Genomic DNA, 19,720 nt, shown 5'->3' with positions numbered 1-19,720 from the left:
ATTTTTTGCTATAATGAAGGTATGAAAACCTATCAGAAAATATATCTCCTTTTAAAAGAGAGAGAGGATTATGTCAGCGGAGAAGATTTGGCACAGGAATTGGGCATTTCACGGACATCCATTTGGAAGGCCATTCGCCAGTTAGAAACGCATGGTTTAACTATTGAGGCTGCCCGTAATCGTGGCTATAGATTAGCCGAAGGCGATTTACTCCTACCCGAATTAATCTCTCAGGAGCTTCAACTACCTGTCCATCTGAATATGGATAGCGACTCCACCCAGCTAGATGCCAAGCAAGGTATTGAAGCAGGTCATTCTAGTCCTGCCTTATATCTAGCTCCCTATCAGAATAAAGCCAAGGGACGATTTGGGAGACCCTTTTATGCCTCCAAGTCAGGTGGCATTTATATGTCGCTTCGTCTCTCTCCCAATGTTCCATTTCTAGAATTTAAGCCCTACACCATACTGGCCGCTGCCGCTGTTGTGAAGGCCATTCAATCTCTTTGCGACTTGGACGTCCAAATCAAGTGGGTCAATGACATCTATCTCGGACACAAAAAGGTCGCTGGCATCCTCACTGAGGCTATCTCTTCTATGGAAAACCAACGGGTAACCGATGTCATTATCGGTGTCGGCATCAATGTCCGCATAGACGATTTCCCTAAGGAATTACAACAATCAGCAGGAAATCTTTTCGAGGAACAACCACCATTTACCCGCAACCAACTCATTACTGCCATCTGGAAAGCCTTCTTAGAAACCGATGAGAAGGAACTAATTGCCCTTTACAAAGAAAAATCACTTGTCGTTGGCCAACAAGTGAGCTTTGTAGAAAATCAAGTTGAATTTAAGGGTACTGCCATCGCTGTTACTGATACAGGAAATCTGGTTATCCAGTTAGATAACGGCAAAGCAAAAATTATCTCCAGCGGAGAAATCAGCCTTACTTCTTGGTCTGCTTCTCCACCAAACGAATAAATTTAGTCACCTTGTAAGCAAAATGAAGATTCCGATAGGCGATAAAGGCGTAGATACCTGCAATCAAGAAATCTCCTGTCAAAATCGATGCATTCATAAAATAAACAGCTAAAATAGTTGTAATGGCTAAAAAAAGAAATTGTGGAAGTTTCATAAAATAGATTATACCAAAAATTCAGTCAACTGGCTGAATTTTTATATGCTTTCTTGATAGGTTTCGATTCTTTTCTAAACAAGAAAACACCAACTAATCAGTCAGTGTTTCTTAAGGAGATATGAAAAATATTTAGGATTGAATATAGTATAAAATATCTATCAAAACTATTCATCAGTCTTAGGACTGATATTTTTTAATCATTCAAAATCTCTACTGAGTCCGCTAGAAAGCCAAATTCTTCTGGGACTGGACTGGCTTCTTTTTCGATTTCTTGCGTTTTTTGCCCTTTTGCCTTAGCCGAAAATTCAGCACGAATGCTGACCCAATCTTCCTGAGCAATGGCTAAAATCTGTGGCGAAAAACCTGCGGCCTTGCTGAGAATATTTCCAAACATGGTATTGAGATTGTCACGCTTCATAGTCTGTTCAGCATTAAGTGGAGAATCAAAGGCTAGAATCGCATGATTTTCATTTGCAGCGACTGGTTGAGAACCAACAAGCAAGGCACGATCTGCTCCTGATAAACTCTCAATAATTTCTCCCCAAGCATTCTGCAAGCGAGTCAAATTTTCACGCGCCAAGGTTGGATTTTCCATAGCTTCCTGCAAAATAGCATGAACCTTGCTGGTATCCAATCGGTACTTCTTCGGAGCCTGCGGCTTGCGTGAAACTGGCTTAACAGCACTTGGTTGACTAGATAATTGACCTAGTTGTTTCTGTAAATCCGCAACTTGTTGTTGCAGACTGGCTAGTTGCCCCAGTAAATCAGCTGGCAGCTCTGCCATTGCCCCCGAAGGAGAACTATCTTCAGCCAAACGAATGGTCATCATTTCAGCGTAAATCTTCGGTTGAGGACTGGACTTGATGTCCGCCAAACCCCTGGTCACCGTCTCAATCATGGTAAAAATCCGTGCCTGCTCAAGAGCTAGATTTTCTGAAAAACCTGTTGTTAAATGCGTATCCTCACCACCCGTCTGCACGATAAGGACATCTCTCAAATAGTGCAAAAGATCTGTCGCAAAACGGCTCATACTCTTTCCTTGGTCAAACAAGGTTTGTAGATGCTGGAGAGCTGTGACACTATCCCCTTGACGCAGACTTGCCACATAGTCATCCAAGGCACGCAAGCTGATAGAACCCGTAATTTCCTCAGCAATTTCCAAGGTCACTTGCTGGTCCTGACTAAGGCTGAGAGCCTGATCCAAAATAGATAGGGCATCCCGCATCCCCCCTTCTGCCCGACGCGCAATGATCGTCAGAGCCCGCTCGTCAAAGATTAGCCCTTCCTTGGTCAAAATTGCAGCCAAGTGCTCCTGAATGTCCGTCACCTTGATGGACTTAAATTCAAATCGTTGCACCCTTGACAGAATGGTAGCAGGAATCTTATGCAATTCCGTCGTTGCTAGAATAAAGACTACATTTTCAGTCGGTTCTTCCAAGGTCTTCAAGAGGGCGTTGAAGGCACCAGTAGACAGCATGTGGACCTCGTCGATGATATAGACCTTATAGGTCGCAAGACTAGGTGCATAGGTCGACTTATCACGAATATCACGAATTTCATCCACACCATTGTTGGAAGCAGCATCAATCTCAATCACATCTTCCAAGCTACCTTCCGTAATAGCCTGACAGATATAGCAATCGTTACAAGGCTCGCCTCCAACCTGATTAGGACAATTCATGGCCTTGGCAAAAATCTTAGCTGCCGATGTCTTACCCGTACCACGAGGACCTGAAAAGAGGTAGGCATGGCTAATTTTCCCCTGTTCAATGGCCTGTTTGAGTGTGGTCGCAACCACCTCCTGCCCCACCATCTCCTCAAAGGTCTGGCTTCGGTACTTCCTATATAAAGCTTGGTACATTAGCGTTTTTCTCCAAACATAGCAAAATTCCAGTCCGTCTTCTCAACCAAGAGAGCAACGAACTTTTCTAGATAGTCTTGGTCAATCGTATCATAATCAGCAACCAATCTCGAATCCAAGTCCAAAACGCCCAGCAACTGGTCGTTTTTCACCATTGGCACAACGATTTCCGAAAGAGCTGTCGCATCGCAGGAAATATAGTTATCATGTAGACGAACATCGTCTACGAGAATAGTCTGGCGCTTAGCTGCAGCCTCACCGCAGACACCCTTTCCAAGTGCAATATGAACACAGGAAACGCCACCCTGAAAAGGCCCCAAAATCAATTCTTGACCATCATATAAGTAAAATCCTGTAAAGACAGAGTTTGGTAGAGCTTGATTGAGCAAAGCAGAAGCATTTGATAGATTGGCTAAAGCATTGGTTTCACCATCAAGAAGAGCTTCCAATTGAGCCAATAATAGTTGATAATTTGAAATTTTTTCTTGTTTTGTCATAGGAACATTATAGCATAGTTAAGCCGACTTTTATAGTCCGAGCGATAAAGAAAAAGGCTTGCGCCTATTTCCACATCCAGTACATAATCACTGCATCAATCAATACCCCTATAGCCCAGGCTAGTTGAAAATACTTTTTCTGTGTCTTATGCCGAAAATGGGTTCCACCTGCCCAGGCACCCAGCCCGCCACCAAAATAGGACATGAGTAATAAGGTCTTTTCTGAAATCCGATAGGCGTTCTTTCTTGCCTTCCCTTTATCCATACCATAGGTAATAAAGACAACTAAATTCCAAACTACTAGCGCCATACTAACCATCTGTTTGATTGACATACATTCCTCCAATTAAGTCACATTTCTTCTTACTCTAACATAATCCAAAACAGGACACAAGAAAAAACGATTCGGAAATCCGAATCGTTACATTTCTGCCAGTGTATCCTCTAACCATTTGAGCTGGGCACGGTTGCGTTCAATAGCCCGTGTCAAAATCAAATAGTGTCCATAATTGTCTTGGATACTTTCCTTGGTTGAGAACAGCTCAACTTTACGACTTTCTAGGTGTTTTAAGTGCTTGGTGACTAGTTCAATTTGACTCTGCAACAAACCAGGAATCCGTGGGTCATCCTTTTCACGGATAAAAAACATCTTGATTGAAAACAAGTCTCTTTGCTGAGGCGTTTCTTCATTTGGAATGGATAGCCATTCGTCTAAAATCTGACGACCAGTAGCCGTCATCGCATACTGCTTTTCCTTTTCATTTCCAGGTACTGCATGACAAGTAATCAATTCTTCCTTGGTCATACGTTTTAATTCTGGATAGACTTGGCTATGGGCAACCTGCCAAAATTCGCCTAAATCACGTTGAACATAGTCGGTAATCTGCTTGCCAGTTACCATTTGACCGCTAGCACCCATAATCCCTAATATGATATGAGGTAATATTCTTTGCTTCGGCATCTTAACCACGCTCTCTTAATATACTCTCCACCTTGGTGTTAATCAAGTCGATGGCTACAACGTTGCTGACGCCTTCAGGAATGACGATATCTGCATAGCGCTTGGTTGGCTCGATAAACTGGTGATACATTGGTTTCACCACCGAGGTGTACTGCTCAATGATACTATCTAAGCTACGGCCACGCTCTTCCATGTCTCTCTTAATGCGGCGAATGATACGAATATCGTCATCAGTATCGACGAATATCTTAATATCCATTAAATCCCGCAACCGTTTGTCTTCCAATACTAAAATACCTTCCACAATAAATACATCTTGTGGTTCCTGACGATAGGTCTTCTCTGAACGTGTGTGCTGAGTGTAATCATAAATCGGAATATCCACTGAACGTCCTGCTAATAGCTCACTGATATGATAAATCATCAAATCCGTATCAAAAGCCAGTGGATGGTCATAATTGGTTAGTATCCGTTCTTCAAAGGTCAGGTGGGACTGATTCTTATAATAAGAATCGTGTTCAATCATAGATATACGAGCATTTGGGAAATTATCCAGAATGGCACGTGACACACTTGTCTTGCCACCCCCAGATCCGCCGGTTACGCCAATAATAATGGGTTTCTGAGTCATCATCATCTCCTTCTATTTTCAATACTATTTTACCATGAAACATGGTATAATGAAAAGGATAACACAAAAGAAATGAGAATTTATGCTTAATTTTGGTATTGTTGGCACCTCAGACATCTCTCATCGTTTTATCGAGGCGGCCCATTTAAGTGGACATTATCAGCTACAGGCTGTTTTCTCCCGTAAACTAGAAACTGCTGCTGCCTTTTCAGAGCAGTATGAAGGAGTCGATTTATACACAGAATGGGTAAAATTTCTTTCTGCTCCCATTGATGTTGTCTATATCGCCAGTCCAAATGCCCTTCACTTTGAACAGGCAAAAGCTGTTCTAGCTGCTGGTAAACATGCTATTGTTGAGAAACCCATGGTTTCTACACCTCAGGAATTAGGACAATTGCGTCGCGTTGCCCAAGAAAATAATGTTTTCCTCTTTGAGGCTGCTCGAAACTATCACGAACAAGCTCACACCATTATCCGTGAATTTTTGACGGATAAAACGATTTTAGGTGGTTCATTTGGGTATGCCAAATATTCTTCTAAGATGCCTGAATTGTTAGCTGGGCAAATGCCAAATATCTTTTCAACTGATTTTTCCGGTGGTGCTCTCATGGATTTAGGTGTCTATACGCTCTACGCCGCTATCGGCATTTTGGGAACTCCCAGAACGGCCCGCTATGTAGCACAACAGCTACCTTCTAGTATTGACTTAAATGGTTCGGGACAACTCATTTATGACAACTATATCGTCCACATTCAAGCAGGAAAAAATATTACAAGCAATCTAGCGAGCGAAATCTATACAAAGAATGGAACACTAACACTCAACGCATGCCAGTATATCAGCTCTGCTATTTTCACAAAACATGATGGAGAGCAAGTTGTTTTACCAATCCAAGCGGCCCAGCACCCTATGCTCGAAGAAGCGCTAGAAATTGCACAGGCAATCAAGCAACAAAACCGCAAGCTTGTGGACCAGTGGTTGGCTGTGGCAGAAAGCGTCCATCAAACACTTTACACCATGCGTCAAGACGCAGGAATAATCTTTAAGGCGGATAACAATGAAATCTAAATTTCCCTCCAGCTGGACGGACCAGCTTACCCTACTTGGCTTTGAGGACTTTACTCCTATCCAAGTCCAGGCCTTCGAGCCTATTGCAAACGGCAAGTCCCTTCTAGCTATCAGCCCAACTGGTACTGGTAAAACCCTTGCCTACCTCTGGCCTAGCTTATTAGCCCTAACTCCTAAAAAAGCCCAACAATTGCTCATCCTCGCACCAAATACAGAGCTGGCTGGTCAAATATTTGAGGTTTGTAAGACTTGGTCGGAGACAATTGGGTTGACTGCCCAACTATTCTTGTCTGGTTCCAGTCAAAAACGCCAGATTGAGCGACTAAAAAAAGGACCAGAAATCCTGATTGGAACACCTGGTCGTATTTTCGAGTTGATTAAATTGAAAAAAATCAAGATGATGAATATCAACACCATCGTCCTAGATGAGTTTGATCAGCTATTCTCCGATTCTCAATATCAGTTTGTTGAAAAGATTATCAGCTATGTACCTCGTGACCACCAGTTAATCTACATGAGTGCAACAGCTAAATTTGACCATCAAAAAATTGCTGAAGACATTGAAAGCATTGATTTATCTGAGCAGAAATTGGATAATATCCAGCATTGCTATATGATGATAGATAAGCGTGAACGTTTGGAAACTCTACGTAAGTTTGCCAATATCCCTGATTTTCGTGCTCTAGCTTTCTTCAACAGCCTATCAGACCTTGGTGCAAGCGAAGATAAACTACTCTATAATGGTGTGAATGCAGTTTCATTGGCTTCTGATGTCAACGTAAAATTCCGTAAGGTCATCATCGAACGTTTCAAAAATCACGAACTCAATCTTCTACTTGCTACAGATATGGTCGCACGCGGTATCGATATTGATAACTTAGAATGTGTCTTCAACTTTGAAGTTCCTTTTGACCAAGAAGCCTACACTCATCGTTCTGGACGTACTGGACGCATGGGCAAGGAAGGTCTTGTCATCACTCTAGTATCTAGTCCTAGCGAACTAAAACAATTGAAAAAGTATGCCTCCGTCCAAGAAGTCATTCTCAAGAATCAAGAGCTCTACAAAATATAATGAACAATATACAAAAGGCTTAGAACCAGTGTTTCTACTAACATGATTCTAAGCCTTTTATCATTCTTACTGGGCTGGACCAGATAATTCTTGTGAATAATAGATTAATTGAGGATTGAGAGGACTGGCGAGTAAGTCTGTTACAGTAACCATATTGTAGCCCTCACCTGTTAAATATTGCAATACAGACTCGAGGCTATCAACTGTTGACTGATGAATATCATGCATTAGGATAATACTTCCTGGACAAGTCTGTTCTTTTATTTCTTTCAAAATGGCTTGGGGATTGCGACTCTTCCAATCTTTAGAATCGACCGACCAATAAATCGATGGAAGTCCCATCTGATTGACAACAGCCTGGTTAACCGAACCATAAGGAGGGCGAACCATTGTTGGTACAATACCTGTAGCTTCAGTAATAGCTGCCTGTGTATCTTGAATCTCTCTCTGTACTTGCTCCCCAGATATAGTGACTAGATTGGGATGATTCCACGTATGGTTGGCAATGACGTGCCCTTCTGCTACCATTCTACGGAGAATAGCTTCATTCCCAGCTACAGCCTTACCAACAACAAAGAAAGTTGCTTTGGCATTATATTTTTTCAGTAAATCTAAAACTACCGGTGTTGTGTTCGAATTTGGTCCATCATCAAAGGTTAGAGCGACCTGCCTCAAATGTTTCTTATCCACAACTTGTGCAGCCATATACTCATCATAGCCAACCTTATCAGCATCTACTAGATAATCACTCTTCACTACTGGGTACAAATCTGAAATTGGTAGAACCAACTGGTTGATGCCGTAACCATCTGGTAATTGTAAGGTTAATTGGCTGTCTCCATAACTAAAGGAAATAGCATTTAAGTCTAGTGTTTCAAATTTTTTGACAATCGCTTCTACATCAGTCTCTTTCATTCCTTGAGCAAGTAGGGCTTCTCTTAGATGACCAACAATAATACTTGCTGCAGAGGATAAATTAGGTAATAAATCTTCCAGGGTAAACAATTCATTGTCCTGCGTCAATAACACACGCTCAGACGGGAGTTTATCCTGCTTTTTAATTTGCAAGTTGTCTACTTTATAGTGCTCCGCTTGAATTTCACGAGCTGTTACATTTTTAAAATTTGTTTTTCCCTCTATTGATGAAACAAAGACCAGTTTTTGAATTTTTCCTGCTGGTTTTTTATGACCAAAGCGTCTTTGAACATAGGAAATCATTCGACTTTCTACAGGTCCTAAGACATGACCTGCATCATCTGTAGGTAAGGCAGCCACAACATGGGTCGTATCAATATTTCCCTCTTGAATTTTTCCCTTGCCTTTAGCGAGGATGGCTTGTTGTTTTTCCTCGATAAACTGACTAACCTGTCTTTCTTGAAGTCCTGCAAATAACCATACAGCCAAACTTACCATTATGCCGAGCAAGGCGATGTTGATTCCCAACCAAAAACTAACTTTTTTCATCTCCAACCTCCCATTCAAAACATATATAAACTATGCTAAATCATTTAAAGGCTCTTGTCAAGACAGTTCTATAAAAACTCATAAAAAGATTAGGTAATACTCTTCGAAAATCAAAATTATCCGTTGTCAACTTTCCTTGATGAACTCCAGTTCTATCTTCGGCTTCGTTTTCTAGGCTACTTTTGATTTTCATTAAGTATAAATAATTGATTTGCTTCCTAATCCCTCCCTTCTGCCATTTTCTGATTTTTTTTGAAAAGAAAAAGACTGCCTAGGCAATCTTTTCTAAATTAATCTGCACGAATGACTTCCACACGGTAGCCATCTGGATCTGTCACAAAATAATAACGACCTGGACTTCCTGGCAAGCCCTTGATGTCTGTCGTTGGATAGCCCAATTCTTTATGTTTAGCATTATCACCTTCTAAATCATCTGAAGAAAGAGCTAGATGCGAGAAACCGTCGCCTACGATATAGGGACCATGATCATAATTGTAGGTCAATTCAATCTCAAAGTCATCTCCTTCAAGTGCCAAGTAAACCAAGGTAAACTTGTGCTCTGGATAGTCCTTGCGACGGGTTTCCCTAAATCCAAATGCTTCTTCATAAAATTTTTGAGATGCTTCTAAGTTCTCAACACGCAAACATGCATGTAGCATTTTTTTACTTGCCATAATAAATTCCTCCTACCATTTAATACCACCAGTATACCATACTCTCTATGAAAAATCCGATATTCAAAACTAAAAAAGCCTGAGCGAACTCAGGCCTTAAATGAATTATGCTTCCAAGTAGTACTCTTTCACAATGTTCAAGTTTTCATCCAATTCGAATATAAGTGGTGGGAAGTTTGGAATTTCCACATCCATGATTTCGTCATCAGACAATTGTTTGATGTGTTTTACAAGGGCACGGATTGAGTTACCGTGTGCACCTACGAATACGTTTTTACCGTCTTTCAATGCTGGAGCAATTTTATCTTCCCAGAATGGAAGGGCACGCTCAAGCGTTACTTTCAAGTTTTCTGCATCTGGAATAACTGAATCATCAAGGTGTGCATAGCGACGGTCAGTGTGTGCTGAATGCTCATGATCTTTAGCCATTTCTGGTGGCAAAGTATCATAAGAACGACGCCAGATGTGAACTTGTTCATCACCAAATTCAGCAGCTGCTTCAGCTTTGTTCAAGCCAGTCAAACCACCGTAGTGACGTTCGTTCAAACGCCATGATTTTTCAACTGGTACCCACAATTGATCTGCAGCTTCAAGAGCCAAGTTTGTAGTCTTGATAGCACGTTTCAATACAGATGTGAAAGCAAGGTCAAATTCGATACCTGCTTCTTTGATCAATTTACCTGCATCGATTGCTTGTTGTGTACCTTTTTCAGACAAATCAACATCAGCCCAACCAGTGAAAAGGTTAGCTTTGTTCCATTCAGACTCACCATGGCGAGCAAAAACCAATTTTACCATTTATGGATTCTCCTTTAAATTTTGAGGTTCCCCTCTTATACTTCTCTATTTTACACGAAAAGGTAAAAAAATGCCAGCCTTTCCACAATCTGTGTACGCTTTCATTACTCTTTCATGTAAATTCAGTCTCTAGACCTATCTTTCTTCTTAGAAAAAATACAAAATAATGGTATAATAGTAAGGCTGAACACGACAGTTCAAAACGATACCACTATAGGAGTTATCATGAAAAAAGTAGCTATCGTGTCTGCCTATCGTTCTGCCATCGGCAGTTTCGGAGGTAGTCTGAAAGATATTGAAATTGCTGATTTAGGGGCGCAAGTCCTCGAAACAGCCTTAGCTAATAAAAACATCCCTGCAGACAGCGTTGATGAAGTTATCTTCGGAAATGTTCTTTCAGCAGGACAAGGACAAAATATTGCACGTCAAATTGCTATTCGTGCAGGCATTCCTCAGACAGCCTCTGCCTATGCAGTCAATAAAGTCTGTGGTTCCGGTCTCAAATCAGTCCTCCTGGCTGCCCAGTCAATCATGCTAGGTGACAATGATGTAGTTGTGGCTGGAGGCATTGAAATTATGAGCCAGGCACCTTATCTATCCAAAACTAGCCGGTTTGGTAGTAAATTTGGTCATATTACTCTAGAAGATTCTATGCTGACAGACGGTCTAACAGATGCCTTCAACGACTATCACATGGGCATTACTGCAGAAAATGTTGCTGAACACTATCAAGTCAGTCGCGCAGAGCAAGATGCTTTTACATACAGTAGCCAAGAGAAGGCTGCGAAAGCTATTGCTGAGGGAAGATTTGTTGACGAAATTGTTCCTATTAGATTAAAAAATCGGAAAGGCGAAACTATTTTTGCCACAGATGAGTACCCTCGTCTGACGCCAATTGAAAAATTGGCAACACTTCGGCCATCTTTTAAAAAGGATGGAACCGTCACCGCAGCCAATGCTTCTGGCATCAACGACGGCTGTGCTGTCTTGGTACTCATGTCTGATGAAAAAGCCAGTGAGCTAAATATCCAGCCACTCGCCTATATTGAGGCCTATGCAACAAGCGGTTTAGATCCCGCATTGATGGGGCTTGGACCTATTACTGCTAGCCAAAAAGCGCTACAAAAACTGAATAAAACAGTCGAGGATATCGATCTATTCGAACTCAACGAGGCATTTGCAGCCCAATCAATTCCAGTTGTCAAACAACTCGGCATTGATCCTGCAAAAGTCAATGTCAATGGTGGTGCTATAGCCCTTGGACATCCAATCGGAGCTAGTGGTAGTCGAATCCTAGTCACTCTGATTCACGAATTAATCAAGCAAGAAAAAGAGCTTGGTCTTTGCTCACTTTGTATCGGAGGCGGTCAAGGCATCTCCCTAATCGTTTCCAATGCGCAAACAAGTTAACCTATCATTTGTACACAAAGGATATATTATGAACATCGGTATTGATAAAATCGGATTTGCGGCACCCGATTATGTTTTAGATTTGGCTGATTTAGCCCAAGCCCGCAATGTGGACCCAAATAAATTTAAGATTGGTCTTCTTCAGTCTGAAATGGCTGTAGCTCCTGTCACTCAAGATATTATCAGTCTTGGGGCAAGGGCTGCCGAAGCTATTTTGACAGAAGAAGATAAACAAACTATTGACATGGTTATTGTCGGTACAGAATCTAGCGTAGATCAAAGTAAGGCAGCTGCCGTCACCATTCATGGATTACTCGGTATTCAGCCCTTCGCTCGCTCCATCGAGATGAAGGAGGCTTGTTACGGTGCAACGGCTGGACTAAGTCTTGCCAAAAGCCATATCGCTCAATTCCCAGAATCAAAAGTCCTAGTCATTGCTAGTGATATTGCAAAGTATGGAGTCGCTTCTGGCGGTGAACCTACCCAAGGTGCTGGTGCAGTTGCCATGTTGGTAACCGCAAACCCACGAATTTTGGTCCTCAACAATGATAATGTCTGCCAGACACGTGACATCTACGACTTCTGGCGTCCTAACTACGACAAATATCCACGTGTTGATGGTAAATTTTCAACTGAACAGTACACTGATTGCTTGACGACAACTTTCAACTACTATCAACAAAAAACAGGCAAAACCCTCAACGATTTTGCTGCCATGTGCTTACACATTCCTTTCTCCAAGCAAGGTCTTAAAGGATTGCAGGCTATCACTCAGGACGAAGAAACATTGGAACGTTTGACAGAGCGTTTCCAAGAAGCAATCGTCTATAATAAGGTTGTCGGCAACATCTACACTGGCTCTATCTTCCTCTCCCTCCTTTCCCTTTTGGAAAATAGCAGAGCTTTAGAGACGGGGGATCAAATCCTCTTTTATAGCTATGGTAGCGGTGCTGTCTGTGAAATTTTCAGCGGTCAACTCGTTGAAGGTTATCGCGACCACTTACAAGAAAATCGTTTAAAACAACTCAATCAGCGTACAAAACTCAGCGTTAAGGAATACGAACAAGTCTTCTTTGAAGAAATTATCCTTGATGAAACTGGTTCATCCCTTGACCTACCAGAAGACCAAACTCCCTTTGCCCTTATCAAAGTGGACAATCACAAACGTATCTATCGTAAATAAACATTTTACCTATCATTCATTATTCCAATGAATGATAGGCTGATCGAATTTCCAACACACTTTTCACAGTTAGCGTCAACATCTCAGCGCAGTGGTTGATTGGCAGATTTATTCGTGTTATTACACTCTAAATCTGACCTAATCAACTGTGCGGGGGCGGGAAGACGAACTCTTTTCTATCAGTCAAGTTCTTTCCCGCTCCCCAAAACGGCGCCCTTTGGCTCTCACCAAGGGGCGCTTTCCTATAGAAAGAGGAACCTATGTCAACTTTTTCCGGATTTTATAAAAAATCACGCCAAGAGCGCATTGATATTCTCCGTCAGAATCGTTCCCTATCGGAAGATAGCTTAGACATTCTATACAAAGACAAAAACCTGCCAGAAGCAATTGCGGGAAAGATGGCAGAAAATCATCTAGGAACGTTTTCCTTACCTTTTTCTGTACTTCCAGAACTTCTAGTGGATGGACAGACTCATTCAGTACCCATGGTCACTGAGGAACCTTCTGTGGTTGCAGCTGCATCATTCGGAGCCAATATCATCGCTAAATCAGGCGGTATTACAACGACTATTCACAACCGTATCATGATTGGACAAGTTGCTCTCTACGCTATTTCGGACCATAGCAGAGCGACACTGGCGATTCTTGACCATAAGGAGAGTATTTTAGAAACTGCCAATCAAGCACACCCTTCCATTGTTAAACGAGGGGGCGGTGCAAGAGAATTGACTGTTGAGAGTAAGGATGAGTTTTTGATTGTCTATCTTCAGGTTGATGTACAAGAAGCCATGGGAGCCAATATCCTCAATAACATGTTAGAAGCGATTAAGGATGATTTAGAAGAGCTCAGCAAGGGACAGGCTTTGATGGGAATCCTCTCCAACTATGCAACGGAGTCACTGGTCACCGCCCAATGTCATATAGCCATCTCTAGCCTGGCTACCAGCTCTGCCATTGCCCAAGAAACTGCTCAAAAAATAGCCCTGGCAAGCAAACTGGCGCAAGTGGACCCTTATCGTGCTGCGACACATAACAAAGGGATTTTTAATGGTATAGATGCTGTCGTTATCGCTACAGGAAATGACTGGCGGGCAGTCGAAGCCGGGGCTCATGCTTATGCCAGCCGTGATGGGCAATACAAGGGGCTTTCTACTTGGTCCATTGATGGCGAGCACTTGGTCGGCTCCATCACCCTACCTCTTCCGATCGCCTCCGTCGGTGGCTCTATCGGGCTCAATCCAAAGGTAGCAGTCGCTTTTGACCTTCTCCAACAACCAAAGGCACGCCAATTAGCTTCTATCATCGCTTCTGTCGGTCTCTGTCAGAACTTTGCTGCCCTGCGCGCTCTTGTTACTTCAGGGATTCAGGCTGGTCATATGAAGCTCCAGGCAAAATCCCTAGCGCTACTTGCTGGTGCCGAGGAGCATGAAGTAGACCAACTAGCCCAACTCCTGCGGAAAGAAAAGCACAGCAACCTAGAAACTGCTCAAAACTTATTAGCAAAAATGAGAGAACATTAAAAAGAGGGACTCCCTCTTTTTTAATTTATTATTTGCTCCATACGGAACTTTTGCGGTTTCATTCCTTGGCGTTCATAAAAACGGACAGCTCCTGCATTGTCAGCCCATACATCCAAGGTAAGATTGTGGCAACCCTGCTCCTTAGCATAGGAAAGAGCAAATTCATAAAGTTGCTCGCCAATTTTTTGACCACGCGCCGAATCGGCTACACACAAATCATCAATAAACAAGGTTTTAACTGGTTCTAAAACATCGCCTGTTGCGGTAGATAATTCACAAAACAAATGCCCAACCACTTGTCCCTCTAGCTCAAAGACAAAAATAGGCTTATCTGGATTTTCCAAAAGTGCTACTAATTCAGCCTCAGAAAATTTTTGACCTGCACTTTTAAAAATATCTGGTCGTGCCTGGTGATGCACCTGTAAAATATCTTGAAGCAATTCATTTAAAACTGGAATATCAGATTGTCTAGCTTTACGGATTGTCATAAAAAATCTTCCCTTTTTTATTTTTTCTATTATAACACATGTTTATTTTTTAACAAAATAGGTCTACAGACCGATGAAGAATCTGAAAATTCGAGTATACTATAGGTGTATCCTAAAATTTTTCATAAATCTCCTAAAAAATCAGCTGGCCAAGGCTGGTTTTTTTGTTGTCTTAAAACGAGAATGTGTACTGTAGAAAACTACTAATACTCTTCGAAAATCAAAATTATCCGTTGTCAAGAGCCTTGATGAGTGAAAAGCTCCAGTGGAGGTTTTCAGCCTGTTACCTTGAAATAAGAAAGTAACAGAGTTCTATCTTCGGCTTCGTTTCCTAGGCTACTTTTGATTTTCATTGAGTATAAAGCTTCTCCCTCTTTGACGCAAAATGTTTTTGCTTCATTTCCAACCTCCCAGAGTCACTTCCCTGACTCTGGGAGCCCCAAAACACAGAAAAAGCCTACTGCACAACGCAGAAACGTTGATACAATAGGCTTTTTTCACGTTATTCCTCGCTCTTTTATTTCTAGGCGAGGGATAAAACAGTCTATCCCCAGTTTTGCTCTCCCATTTTCAAGCAAAAGATAAAAAGGTCCACTGGACCTTTTTATTATTTTACAGCGTCTTTAAGAGCTTTACCAGCTTTAAATGCTGGAACTTTTGATGCTGCGATTTTGATTTCTGCACCTGTTTGAGGGTTGCGGCCTGTACGTGCTGAACGCTCACGAACTTCAAAGTTACCGAAACCGATCAATTGTACTTTTTCTCCAGCTGCAAGGTAGTCTGCTACTGCTCCGAATACTGCATCAACAGCTGCTGCTGAGTCTTTTTTAGTCAATGAAGTTGCTTCTGCAACTTTTGCAATCAAATCTTGTTTATTAGCCATTTGCTAAGTCCTCCAATAATTTTCTGAGTTATTACTCACTTCTATATAGTACCGAATTTTAGGCGTTTGGTCAAGTTTTTAATGCTATTTCACTGTCTTTTTCTGTAGATATCAACAATGAATTGGTCGTTGTACAAATCAATCGTATTCGCCTTTCCATACAGACCAAATTTGTTCTTCAGTTCTGTCAGTTGAACCTGTACTTGCGCTTGTTCTGAGTCTATTTTTACAAAGGCAGGTAGTTTATAATTTTTTTGTAAATAAGCTAATACCTCTGCTTTCGGCAAGGATAAACTTCCAACTGATATTTCTGTTATCCGTAACAAAATACTGCCATCTTCCATTTTGCTAGGTTGAAAATAAATATAGAGTGGGATAGTCACACCAAAAATCTGATAGCTGCCTTCAAAAACAACTTGCTGACTCGTTATGAATAATTGATAGGAAAACTCTTCCGTCTGATACTCTTTTAGATAGTTAGTGAGGGTTTGGTTGAGCTGTTCCCTATTAGTAGAGAAGGTCCCAACCTTGGTATCTTCTCCACTAGTCTGAACGAGCTTTGTTAAATCCTCTCTATCTGTTTGAATCCGTGTATAGAGGACTATTCCGCAACCAATCAATAAAGCCAACTGGGCTAAAAATAGCCATTTCCAAATATTAAGGTTCCCAGCTTTCCGTGGTCTCATTCATTCTCTCCAATATCGCTTTTTTCATAATCTCATATCCAGTATTATTGGGATGGAAACTGTCTTCCTCATACAGTAAATTATTGGTAACTTGGCTACCATTTTGACTAATACCAGCCTCCCCTTCCAATCCTTTATAGAGCAAATCATTGATCGGAACAAAGTAGACATGTTGATATTTTTCCGTTATCTGTTCTGTCATCGTATTCCAATTATCAACAATTGTCTGCATTTCTGTCAATTCAGGAAAATTGAGGTAGAGTGGATTGTAAATCCCGACAACATAGATGGGAAGATTTGGATTATTCTTACGCGCTGTCTTAATAATCGTATCCAATCGTTTTCCGTAATCTTTTGCGGGCTTATCAAAAGTTGAAACTTTGAGATTGGCAATATTTTTAATAATAGCCTTGCGCAAATCGTTGCCACCAACTGTCAGAGTTAACAGATCTGCTGTTTTTAAGTAGCTTATCAGCTCTCCATCTTCCTTCATTCGCTTAAGAATCTGATTACTGGTATTCCCAGAAACTCCGAAATTTTTATAATCTACTTCATAACCATAATCGTTAGTTAGAGATTGAGCCAACAAGGGAACAAAGCCCCCCTGTCCAGTTGTATCTCCAACACCTTCTGTCAAAGAATCACCAAGTGCCACATATCGAAAACTGATTTTTTCTGATACGGTAAGCTCTTGTCTGGAGATACGAGATGAGGCAACAGGAATGAGTTGATGAAATAGAAAAATCGACCCTAAAATTGCCAGAAAAAAGAAAACAAAACCTTGAATCAACTTCCTGTTATTCATAACGAATCAAAATAGCCCAGGCATCCTCACCAGTATGAGTTTGAATGATGGAACCTGTCTCTAAGACAGAAATTTCTTTTGAGACGTACTCTTGTAATTGACTCTTCATTTCATTTGCAAAATCAGCCGTTCCTGAATAGGAAATACCAATCTCGGCTACTTTTTTATCTGCTAGAGTTGCCGTGAACTCTTCCAGCCATTTTTTAAAGGTCTTATTACCTCGTCCTTTGACAATCGGAGTCAGCTGATGGTCTTTCATTTCCATGATGACACGGATATTGAGTAGGCTACTCAGCATCCCTTGAACACGTCCAATACGACCACCCTTGACTAGATTTTCTAGGGTTGATACACCGATGTATAATTCCGTTTTTTCTTTGACTGTTTCAATAGCTGCAAGGATTTCTTCTTTGCTGGCACCAGCTTGTGCCATACGTGCTGCTTCTACAACTTGGAATTTTTCAGCCTGATCTGTAAAGCTTGAATCGAGTATTGTCACATCAGCACCTGATAGGGTTGCTCCTTGTCTTGCAGCTTCTACTGTCCCTGACAAGGCATGCGACAAGAGAATAGCAATAATCTGACTGCCATCTTTAGCCAAGTCAGCAAAAGTTTCCGCAAAGAGTCCTACTGGAGGCTGGCTTGTTTTTGGCAAGTTTTTCGACCCACGCATGAGCTCTAAGAATTCTCCTTCTTTTAAATCGTTGTCAGAGTATACGACTCCGTCAACCATTACAGATAATGGAACAACTGTTATATTCAATTCTTCGACCAAACTGGGTTCGATAGTCGTACTTGAATCCGTAACAATCTTAATCTTTGACATATTTCATCCTACAATTCTCTTCAATTTTGCCATCTATTATAACAAATTTTAACTAAAAAATAAACTTTGGACATAAGCAAAAAGGCTAGTCGCCTAACCTTTTTCTACTAATTCTTTTGCTTGATTACGGGCTGCATCTGTGATTTTGTCACCGGCTAACATCTTGGCAATTTCCTCAATACGCTCTTCTTTGGTCAAGAGACGGACACGAGAAACAGTCGAATGTTCGTCGGATATTTTCTCAATAAAGAACTGATAATCTGCAATAGCAATGACTTGTGGTAGATGAGAAATCGCCAATACTTGACCATATTGCCCGATTTTATAAATTTTCTGGGCAATTGCCTGGGCCACACGTCCAGACACCCCTGTATCCACCTCATCAAAGACAATAGAAGTTTTTCCTTCTTTACGGGCAAAGGCTGACTTAATGGCCAACATCAAGCGAGACAATTCTCCTCCAGAAGCCACCTTAACCAGTGGTTTGAAGTCTTCGCCAGGATTGGTGGAGATGTAAAATTCTACTGTTTCATTTCCTTCACGGTTAAACTTACCCTTGGTAAATCGAACTTGGAAACGAGCTTTCTCCATATACAAGTCTTGCAATTCTTGGCGAATAATATCTTCTAAAACAACTGCCAATTCATGGCGTGATTGGCTGAGCTGACCTGCTCGTTCAACCAATTCTTTCTCTAAGTTCTTAAGCTGAACTTCCAAATCATCTCCAGATAAATCATTGCCTGTCAATAGATTGTATTCTTCACTGATTTTACTAAAATAGTCCAAAACATCATCGACAGTCCCACCATATTTCTTCGTAATGGTATTGAGCAAATCCAGACGACTTTCCAATTGCAAGAGACGATTGCCGTCAAAGTCTAGATTGTCCACCACATCGCTGAGACGCTTGGTCACATCTTCAACGACATAATAAGCTTCTGTCAGGCTAGAAGAGAGCTGTTTGTAGTCTGGATCAAATTCTTCCAGACTTTGCAAGTCACTCATAGCTGAGCGGAGGTTGTTCAAGCTTGAAAAATCCTCATTGTCTAACAGTGCATAGGCATTAGTCAAGGTATCCGCTATTTGTTTGTGGTTGAGCAGTTTATCTCGTTCCTGATTGAGTTGAATATCTTCACCAGACTTCAAATCCGCTGCTTCGATTTCAGCAATTTGGTATTCCAACATCTCAATCCGCGCCTTGTGTTCTTGCTCATTTTTTTGCTTTTCAAGAACTCGTTTGCGAAGACTACGATAGGCATCAAAGGTTGTCTGATAACGGTCTTTAAGACTCCAAAATTCATCTTCTCCGAAACTGTCCAAAAGACGGATATGGTGCTGGGATTTCATCAATTCTTCCTGGTCATGTTGACCATGAATATCTACTAAATATTGCCCAATCTGTTTCAAGACAGATAAATTGACCATTTGTCCATTGACACGACTGACCGAACGGCCATTTTGTAGAATTTCACGACGGATAATGAGCTCGTCAGCTACTTCAATCCCCTGTTCAAGCAAAATCTGCTCGAGAGCTCTGCTATTTTCAAAGGAAAAGAGCCCTTCAATCTCAGCCTTGGCGGCCCCATGTCTGATAACATCTGTCGTCGCACGCGCCCCTAGCATCAGGTTCATGGCATCAATGATAATGGATTTACCTGCACCTGTTTCACCAGATAGGATGGTCATCCCGTTTTCAAAATTCAGTGATACCTGCTCAATAATGGCGAAGTTTTTAATGGACACTTCTAGTAACATGG

At 41.4% G+C, this 19,720-nt stretch carries 21 protein-coding genes; 6 read left to right on the top strand and 15 right to left on the bottom strand.

Features of this window, described 5'->3' with window-relative positions; translation table 11 throughout:
* Nucleotides 1-21: 21 nt before the first annotated feature.
* Nucleotides 22-978, top strand: coding sequence for a bifunctional biotin--[acetyl-CoA-carboxylase] ligase/biotin operon repressor BirA (birA, locus tag ODU41_RS02310; protein WP_044693680.1), 957 nt, complete (start codon nucleotides 22-24; stop codon nucleotides 976-978).
* On the opposite strand, the gene ODU41_RS02305 is transcribed toward birA, so the two are convergent.
* The 6 genes from ODU41_RS02305 to udk all read right to left on the bottom strand — a co-directional run bounded on the left by ODU41_RS02305 (nucleotide 944) and on the right by udk (nucleotide 5,085).
* Nucleotides 944-1,132, bottom strand: coding sequence for a DUF3272 domain-containing protein (locus ODU41_RS02305; RefSeq protein WP_002936839.1), 189 nt, complete (start codon nucleotides 1,130-1,132; stop codon nucleotides 944-946). The two genes, birA and ODU41_RS02305, sit on opposite strands and share 35 nt — an antisense overlap.
* A 196-nt stretch (nucleotides 1,133-1,328) precedes the next feature.
* Entirely contained in the window at nucleotides 1,329-2,996 is a 1,668-nt protein-coding gene (dnaX, locus tag ODU41_RS02300) for a DNA polymerase III subunit gamma/tau (RefSeq protein ID WP_074391544.1), read from the bottom strand.
* Complete coding sequence (locus ODU41_RS02295; protein WP_044758508.1) at nucleotides 2,996-3,493, bottom strand: GAF domain-containing protein; 498 nt, start codon at nucleotides 3,491-3,493, stop codon at nucleotides 2,996-2,998. Before ODU41_RS02295 ends, dnaX begins: the two co-directional genes overlap by 1 nt.
* A gap of 64 nt (nucleotides 3,494-3,557) precedes the next feature.
* Nucleotides 3,558-3,827, bottom strand: coding sequence for a DUF1294 domain-containing protein (locus tag ODU41_RS02290; protein ID WP_002940218.1), 270 nt, complete (start codon nucleotides 3,825-3,827; stop codon nucleotides 3,558-3,560).
* Between the two features lie 87 nt (nucleotides 3,828-3,914).
* Nucleotides 3,915-4,454, bottom strand: a complete 540-nt coding sequence (locus tag ODU41_RS02285; protein ID WP_014638430.1) for a PadR family transcriptional regulator — start codon at nucleotides 4,452-4,454, stop codon at nucleotides 3,915-3,917.
* Nucleotide 4,455: 1 nt separating this feature from the next.
* Entirely contained in the window at nucleotides 4,456-5,085 is a 630-nt protein-coding gene (gene udk / locus ODU41_RS02280) for a uridine kinase (protein WP_002936217.1), read from the bottom strand.
* Between the two features lie 82 nt (nucleotides 5,086-5,167).
* Between udk and ODU41_RS02275 the strand changes: the two genes are divergently transcribed.
* Both ODU41_RS02275 and ODU41_RS02270 read left to right on the top strand, forming a co-directional pair.
* Nucleotides 5,168-6,154, top strand: a complete 987-nt coding sequence (locus ODU41_RS02275; RefSeq protein WP_398578602.1) for a Gfo/Idh/MocA family protein — start codon at nucleotides 5,168-5,170, stop codon at nucleotides 6,152-6,154.
* The gene (locus ODU41_RS02270) at nucleotides 6,144-7,226 is read left to right on the top strand and encodes a DEAD/DEAH box helicase (RefSeq protein ID WP_172054632.1); all 1,083 of its coding nucleotides are present in this window, start codon (nucleotides 6,144-6,146) and stop codon (nucleotides 7,224-7,226) included. The genes ODU41_RS02275 and ODU41_RS02270 overlap by 11 nt, the downstream gene beginning before the upstream one ends.
* Before the next feature lie 66 nt (nucleotides 7,227-7,292).
* Here the strand turns inward: ODU41_RS02270 and ODU41_RS02265 are convergent, their stop codons facing one another.
* The 3 genes from ODU41_RS02265 to ODU41_RS02255 form a co-directional block, all read right to left on the bottom strand.
* Nucleotides 7,293-8,690 (bottom strand): polysaccharide deacetylase family protein, encoded by a 1,398-nt coding sequence (locus ODU41_RS02265; protein ID WP_172054633.1) that lies wholly within the window; start codon nucleotides 8,688-8,690, stop codon nucleotides 7,293-7,295.
* A 290-nt stretch (nucleotides 8,691-8,980) separates the two neighbouring features.
* The gene (locus ODU41_RS02260; protein WP_044680420.1) at nucleotides 8,981-9,364 is read right to left on the bottom strand and encodes a VOC family protein; all 384 of its coding nucleotides are present in this window, start codon (nucleotides 9,362-9,364) and stop codon (nucleotides 8,981-8,983) included.
* Nucleotides 9,365-9,469: 105 nt separating this feature from the next.
* The gene (locus ODU41_RS02255; protein ID WP_172054634.1) at nucleotides 9,470-10,162 is read right to left on the bottom strand and encodes a phosphoglycerate mutase; all 693 of its coding nucleotides are present in this window, start codon (nucleotides 10,160-10,162) and stop codon (nucleotides 9,470-9,472) included.
* A 225-nt stretch (nucleotides 10,163-10,387) separates the two neighbouring features.
* Here ODU41_RS02255 and ODU41_RS02250 point away from each other — a divergent pair, with 225 nt between their 5' ends.
* The 3 genes from ODU41_RS02250 to ODU41_RS02240 all read left to right on the top strand — a co-directional run bounded on the left by ODU41_RS02250 (nucleotide 10,388) and on the right by ODU41_RS02240 (nucleotide 14,275).
* Nucleotides 10,388-11,572: an acetyl-CoA C-acetyltransferase gene (locus tag ODU41_RS02250; RefSeq protein ID WP_002942924.1), complete on the top strand. Its 1,185-nt coding sequence runs from the start codon at nucleotides 10,388-10,390 to the stop codon at nucleotides 11,570-11,572.
* A gap of 28 nt (nucleotides 11,573-11,600) precedes the next feature.
* Nucleotides 11,601-12,755: a hydroxymethylglutaryl-CoA synthase gene (locus ODU41_RS02245; protein ID WP_024385013.1), complete on the top strand. Its 1,155-nt coding sequence runs from the start codon at nucleotides 11,601-11,603 to the stop codon at nucleotides 12,753-12,755.
* Between the two features lie 260 nt (nucleotides 12,756-13,015).
* Entirely contained in the window at nucleotides 13,016-14,275 is a 1,260-nt protein-coding gene (locus ODU41_RS02240; protein ID WP_398578601.1) for a hydroxymethylglutaryl-CoA reductase, degradative, read from the top strand.
* 20 nt (nucleotides 14,276-14,295) lie between these two features.
* Here ODU41_RS02240 and ODU41_RS02235 read toward each other — a convergent pair whose 3' ends face one another.
* The 6 genes from ODU41_RS02235 to recN form a co-directional block, all read right to left on the bottom strand.
* Nucleotides 14,296-14,763, bottom strand: coding sequence for a GNAT family N-acetyltransferase (locus ODU41_RS02235; protein WP_024385015.1), 468 nt, complete (start codon nucleotides 14,761-14,763; stop codon nucleotides 14,296-14,298).
* Between the two features lie 607 nt (nucleotides 14,764-15,370).
* Entirely contained in the window at nucleotides 15,371-15,646 is a 276-nt protein-coding gene (locus ODU41_RS02230; RefSeq protein ID WP_002936247.1) for an HU family DNA-binding protein, read from the bottom strand.
* Between the two features lie 89 nt (nucleotides 15,647-15,735).
* The gene (locus tag ODU41_RS02225; protein ID WP_398578600.1) at nucleotides 15,736-16,332 is read right to left on the bottom strand and encodes a YpmS family protein; all 597 of its coding nucleotides are present in this window, start codon (nucleotides 16,330-16,332) and stop codon (nucleotides 15,736-15,738) included.
* Entirely contained in the window at nucleotides 16,304-17,137 is an 834-nt protein-coding gene (locus ODU41_RS02220) for an SGNH/GDSL hydrolase family protein (RefSeq protein ID WP_002936251.1), read from the bottom strand. Before ODU41_RS02220 ends, ODU41_RS02225 begins: the two co-directional genes overlap by 29 nt.
* On the bottom strand, nucleotides 17,130-17,963 hold the full coding sequence (locus ODU41_RS02215; RefSeq protein ID WP_002936253.1) for a DegV family protein: 834 nt from the start codon (nucleotides 17,961-17,963) through the stop codon (nucleotides 17,130-17,132). The genes ODU41_RS02220 and ODU41_RS02215 overlap by 8 nt, the downstream gene beginning before the upstream one ends.
* Before the next feature lie 93 nt (nucleotides 17,964-18,056).
* On the bottom strand, nucleotides 18,057-19,718 hold the full coding sequence (gene recN, locus ODU41_RS02210) for a DNA repair protein RecN (RefSeq protein ID WP_002942943.1): 1,662 nt from the start codon (nucleotides 19,716-19,718) through the stop codon (nucleotides 18,057-18,059).
* Between the last annotated feature and the right edge of the window lie 2 nt (nucleotides 19,719-19,720).

This window comes from Streptococcus sp. 2022WUSS083 (assembly GCF_044427155.1).
GTDB lineage: Bacteria > Bacillota > Bacilli > Lactobacillales > Streptococcaceae > Streptococcus > Streptococcus hashimotonensis.
Note: the sequence above shows the minus strand (reverse complement) of the source record. Positions and strands in the feature narration are given on the sequence as shown.

What these genes read in the sequence shown, in the direction of transcription:
- birA (WP_044693680.1), top strand. Translation starts at nt 22, where the DNA reads ATGAAAACCTATCAGAAAATATATCTCCTTTTAAAAGAGAGAGAGGAT.
- ODU41_RS02305 (WP_002936839.1), bottom strand. Translation starts at nt 1,132, where the DNA reads ATGAAACTTCCACAATTTCTTTTTTTAGCCATTACAACTATTTTAGCT.
- dnaX (WP_074391544.1), bottom strand. Translation starts at nt 2,996, where the DNA reads ATGTACCAAGCTTTATATAGGAAGTACCGAAGCCAGACCTTTGAGGAG.
- ODU41_RS02295 (WP_044758508.1), bottom strand. Translation starts at nt 3,493, where the DNA reads ATGACAAAACAAGAAAAAATTTCAAATTATCAACTATTATTGGCTCAA.
- ODU41_RS02290 (WP_002940218.1), bottom strand. Translation starts at nt 3,827, where the DNA reads ATGTCAATCAAACAGATGGTTAGTATGGCGCTAGTAGTTTGGAATTTA.
- ODU41_RS02285 (WP_014638430.1), bottom strand. Translation starts at nt 4,454, where the DNA reads ATGCCGAAGCAAAGAATATTACCTCATATCATATTAGGGATTATGGGT.
- udk (WP_002936217.1), bottom strand. Translation starts at nt 5,085, where the DNA reads ATGACTCAGAAACCCATTATTATTGGCGTAACCGGCGGATCTGGGGGT.
- ODU41_RS02275 (WP_398578602.1), top strand. Translation starts at nt 5,168, where the DNA reads ATGCTTAATTTTGGTATTGTTGGCACCTCAGACATCTCTCATCGTTTT.
- ODU41_RS02270 (WP_172054632.1), top strand. Translation starts at nt 6,144, where the DNA reads ATGAAATCTAAATTTCCCTCCAGCTGGACGGACCAGCTTACCCTACTT.
- ODU41_RS02265 (WP_172054633.1), bottom strand. Translation starts at nt 8,690, where the DNA reads ATGAAAAAAGTTAGTTTTTGGTTGGGAATCAACATCGCCTTGCTCGGC.
- ODU41_RS02260 (WP_044680420.1), bottom strand. Translation starts at nt 9,364, where the DNA reads ATGGCAAGTAAAAAAATGCTACATGCATGTTTGCGTGTTGAGAACTTA.
- ODU41_RS02255 (WP_172054634.1), bottom strand. Translation starts at nt 10,162, where the DNA reads ATGGTAAAATTGGTTTTTGCTCGCCATGGTGAGTCTGAATGGAACAAA.
- ODU41_RS02250 (WP_002942924.1), top strand. Translation starts at nt 10,388, where the DNA reads ATGAAAAAAGTAGCTATCGTGTCTGCCTATCGTTCTGCCATCGGCAGT.
- ODU41_RS02245 (WP_024385013.1), top strand. Translation starts at nt 11,601, where the DNA reads ATGAACATCGGTATTGATAAAATCGGATTTGCGGCACCCGATTATGTT.
- ODU41_RS02240 (WP_398578601.1), top strand. Translation starts at nt 13,016, where the DNA reads ATGTCAACTTTTTCCGGATTTTATAAAAAATCACGCCAAGAGCGCATT.
- ODU41_RS02235 (WP_024385015.1), bottom strand. Translation starts at nt 14,763, where the DNA reads ATGACAATCCGTAAAGCTAGACAATCTGATATTCCAGTTTTAAATGAA.
- ODU41_RS02230 (WP_002936247.1), bottom strand. Translation starts at nt 15,646, where the DNA reads ATGGCTAATAAACAAGATTTGATTGCAAAAGTTGCAGAAGCAACTTCA.
- ODU41_RS02225 (WP_398578600.1), bottom strand. Translation starts at nt 16,332, where the DNA reads ATGAGACCACGGAAAGCTGGGAACCTTAATATTTGGAAATGGCTATTT.
- ODU41_RS02220 (WP_002936251.1), bottom strand. Translation starts at nt 17,137, where the DNA reads ATGAATAACAGGAAGTTGATTCAAGGTTTTGTTTTCTTTTTTCTGGCA.
- ODU41_RS02215 (WP_002936253.1), bottom strand. Translation starts at nt 17,963, where the DNA reads ATGTCAAAGATTAAGATTGTTACGGATTCAAGTACGACTATCGAACCC.
- recN (WP_002942943.1), bottom strand. Translation starts at nt 19,718, where the DNA reads ATGTTACTAGAAGTGTCCATTAAAAACTTCGCCATTATTGAGCAGGTA.